At 63.5% G+C, this 3,829-nt stretch carries 4 protein-coding genes; 3 read left to right on the top strand and 1 reads right to left on the bottom strand.

Features of this window, described 5'->3' with window-relative positions:
• The coding region (locus EN964_RS28120) for a TIGR02302 family protein (RefSeq protein ID WP_127276993.1) at positions 1-1,664 on the top strand (1,664 nt) is incomplete at its 5' end.
• Between the two features lie 112 nt (positions 1,665-1,776).
• Entirely contained in the window at positions 1,777-2,148 is a 372-nt protein-coding gene (locus EN964_RS28115; RefSeq protein WP_127269183.1) for a glyoxalase superfamily protein, read from the top strand.
• On the opposite strand, the gene EN964_RS28110 is transcribed toward EN964_RS28115, so the two are convergent.
• Positions 2,127-3,008 (bottom strand): LysR family transcriptional regulator, encoded by an 882-nt coding sequence (locus tag EN964_RS28110; RefSeq protein WP_127269182.1) that lies wholly within the window; start codon positions 3,006-3,008, stop codon positions 2,127-2,129. The two genes, EN964_RS28115 and EN964_RS28110, sit on opposite strands and share 22 nt — an antisense overlap.
• 222 nt (positions 3,009-3,230) lie before the next feature.
• Between EN964_RS28110 and EN964_RS28105 the strand changes: the two genes are divergently transcribed.
• Positions 3,231-3,829, top strand: a 599-nt coding sequence (locus tag EN964_RS28105) for a DMT family transporter (protein WP_164776038.1), incomplete at its 3' end; no start/stop codon positions are given.

Raw genomic sequence — 3,829 nt, 5'->3', positions numbered from 1 at the left:
CAGTATCGGACAAGCCGCCGCAGATCCGCTTCGTCGGCGAGCCCAAGCGCGCCGCAAACGGCGCCTTCGAGCTAAACTACCAGATCGACGACGACTATGGCGCCGCCACCGCCAAAGCGGTGTTCGCGCTCGCCGATCCGCAGGCGCCCAATGCGCGCCCGCTGTACGGTGCACCTGAAATGCCGCTGACGCTGCCGCGCCGCGGCGGCAAGTCGAACGCCGCCAAGACCTCCAAGGACCTGACCGAGCATGTCTGGGCCGGCAGCAGCATCAAGCTGACGCTGGTCGCCACCGATGATGCCGGGCACACTGCATCGAGCGAAACCAAGACGCTGCTGATGCCGGAGCGGCCTTTCGCCAATCCGCTGGCACGCGCCGTGATCGAACAGCGCCGCCTGCTGGCGCTCGACGCCAACGCCAAGCCGCGCGTGCTCGACCTGATGGACGCCATCACGCTGCGGCCGGAAGACACGTTCGACAACATGTCTCACTATCTCGCCATCATGAGCGCCCGCACCCGGCTGAAGATGGCCGAGAGCGACGATCAATTGCGCAGCGAGGTCTCCTATCTCTGGGAAATCGCGCTCAGCATCGAGGAAGGCAATCTTTCGGCCGCCGAAAAGCGGCTGCGCCAGGCGCAACAGGCGCTGCAGGACGCCATCAAGAATGGCGCCAGCGACGCTGAAATCGAAAAGGCGATGAAGGAACTGCGCGAGGCGATGAACCAGTTCCTGCAGGAATTCGCGGAGCGCGCCAAGCAGAATCCCAACGCCCCGCAGATGCAGCAGAATGGCCAGGAACTGCGCCAGAGCGACATCGATCGCATGATGGACCAGATCGAAAACCTGGCGAAGTCCGGAGATCGCGACAAGGCCCAGCAACTGCTGTCGCAACTGCAGGACATGATGAACAATCTGCAAGCCGGCCGTCAGCAGCAAGGCGGCCAGCAGGACAGCGAGATGCGCCAGCAGATGGACAAGCTGGGTGAGATCCTGCGGCGTCAGCAGGAGATGATGAACGACACCTTCCGCATGGATCAGATGCAGCGCGGCGAGCGCCAGCGCGGGCAGAACCGTGACGAGCAGCTCGGCGAAGGCGGCCAGGATGAGGACAGACCCGGCGTCGGCGAAGACCGCGATCCGCTCGCCCGGCAAAAGCCGATGACACCCCAGGAATTCGCCGATGCGCTGAAACAGCTGCAGCAGGGCCAGGGCCAGCTGCAAAGCGACCTGGATCAGCTGAAGAAGGGCCTCGAAGGCATGGGTATGGAGCCCAATGAAGGATTTGGCGAGGCCGGCAAGTCCATGGGCAATGCCGAACAGGCACTCGGCGAGGGCGAAGGCGATGCGGCCGTCGGTCATCAGGGCCGGGCGCTGGAAGCGCTGCGCAAGGGCGCCAAGGACATGATGAAGCAGATGCAAGCCATGCAGGGCGACCAGGGCGGCGGCGAGGAAGGCGGCCGGCAGCAGAACGCCGATCGTGATCCGCTCGGCCGGCCACGCGCCAGCCAGGGTCCCGATTTCGGCGATTCGGTGAAGGTGCCCGACGAGATCGACGTGCAGCGCGCCCGCCAGATACTGGAAGCGATCCGCAAACGGCTCGGCAATGCGCTCAGCCCCGACATCGAACGCAGCTATCTGGAACGGCTGCTCGAGCTGAAATAGAGCAATTCCAGGAAAAGTGTGAAGCGGTTTTCCGTCCGGAATTGCGAAAAAACATAGGGATTGCCGCCCGCGTCCATCCCACCTAAAGACCCTCTCGCGCGGTTGCACCACCATGCCCAGACTTGGCGCCGTTACACCCATCCTGCGCATCTTCGACATTGCCAAGGCGCGTGAATTCTATGTCGGCTTCCTCGGCTTCGAGGTGCAGTGGGAACATCGCTTCGCCGACGACGCGCCGCTTTACATGGCGGTCGGCCGCGACGGCTGCGTTCTGCATCTCAGCGAACATCATGGCGACGGTGCACCCGGCATCGCCCTGCGCATCGAGGTCGAGGACATCACCGCTCTTCATGGCGAACTGATCGGCAAAAACTACCGCTTCGCCAGGCCGGGCGTGGAAGATACGCCTTGGAAGACCCGCGAGGTATCGGTCGCCGATCCGTTCGGCAACAGGCTGCATTTCTACGAGGATGCCGCCGGCTGACTGAGCCTGTTGACGAAGGCTTCGCGGATCGCATCCTGCATGCCGTCGATCGCCTCACCTGACGCATTGGGGTTGCGGTGCATCACCACGTTGGAGGAATCGATGGCGCCGAATCCGTCCGCGGTGGTCAGTTCACGACAGCCGTCCGGAATGTTGCTGCGCGAAATCGGCGCGATCGCCAGTCCGGAGGTGACGGCGAGCTTGAGGCCGCCGGTGGTGTCGCTGGTATAGGCGACACGATAGGCAAGATCGCGCTGCTCCAGTGATTTGATGGCGAAGTCCTTGCACCAGCCGGCCCGGTTGTAGAGCGCGATCGGCACCGGCTGTTCCTCATGCATGTGATGCAGGGTCGACGTCACCCACACGGTCGGGTCGTGCATCAGCACTTCGCCGCCGGCGGGATCCTGCCATTCGAACACCACGCACAGATCGAGTTCGCCGGCAGCGAGCGCCGCCATCTGTGCCCCGGAATGGGCATAGCGCACGGTGACCTCGACCTGTGTATGACGCTTCGAGAAGGCGCCGAGCGCGCGCGACAGGATGGCGTGGCCATATTCCTCCGGAATGCCGATGCGCACCGGCCCGCCAAGCGGCGCTGCCGCCATCGATGCCGACGTCTCGTCGAGCAGCGAGACAATGCGGCGGGCGTTGACGATGAGTTCGCCGCCGCGCCGCGTCAACGCGACGCCGCGCGAACCGCGCTCGAACAGGCTGGCGCCGATCAGCTCTTCGAGCTTCTTCATCTGCATCGACACCGCGGATTGGGTGCGGCCGGCCTGCTCCGCCGCCTTGGTGAAATTGCCGGTCTCGGCAATCGCCACGAAGGTTCGCAGGAGGTCGCTGTCGAGGGTCGGCCGCATGGAATCCGCCATAAGAGAATTTGATTGCTGGCATCATTCCAATTCGTTTGCAACATGTCAAACGGCGGACGATAGTCGCCATACCCATTGGATATGCGGCTGCGAAATCAGCCGCGGACCAATCAAGAGTCCTCACTCGTGCCCGCTGCCCGAAACGGTGGCGGGTTCTTTTTACCCCGCAGGCGGCAGCTTCGGGTCGTACGCGCAGGAGCCTGGATGCAGATGCAGAATCGGATGGTGGGCGGCATCCTGAGCCTGTGCCTCGGCGTGCTGGTCTTTTCGCTGCAGGATCCGCTCGTCAAAGCCGTGTCGAGCGGCTATCCGGTGACCGAGGTGATGGCGATCCGCTCGATCGTCGCCCTGCCGATCCTGATCGTTCTGGTCCATGCCGATGTCGGCTTGCGGGCGATCCTGTCGAAGCGATTCCGCATGCTGACGGTGCGCGCCTTCATCCAGTTCACCTCCTATACGATGTACTACCTGGCCATCGCTGCTTTGCCGCTCGCCGATGCGGTGGCGCTTTATTTCATGGCGCCGCTGTTCATCATGGTCCTGGCCGGACCTTACCTTGGCGAGCGCGTCTCCTGGCAGACACTGGCAACCGTGCTGATCGGCTTGTTCGGCGTCCTCGTGATGCTGCGCCCCGGCGCAGGGCTGTTCGACTGGGCAGCGCTGCTGTCGCTGGGATCGGCGGCGCTCTATGGTTTTTCGCAGCTGATGGCCCGCAAGATCGGCGATACTGAATCGTCCACCGTCATGGCCTTCTATCAGAACGGCGCCTATCTGGTCGGCGCCGTTCTGATAGAAGGCCATGACGGTGG

Source organism: Mesorhizobium sp. M7A.F.Ca.CA.001.10.2.1, from assembly GCF_003998575.1.
Classification (GTDB): domain Bacteria; phylum Pseudomonadota; class Alphaproteobacteria; order Rhizobiales; family Rhizobiaceae; genus Mesorhizobium.
Note: the sequence above shows the minus strand (reverse complement) of the source record. Positions and strands in the feature narration are given on the sequence as shown.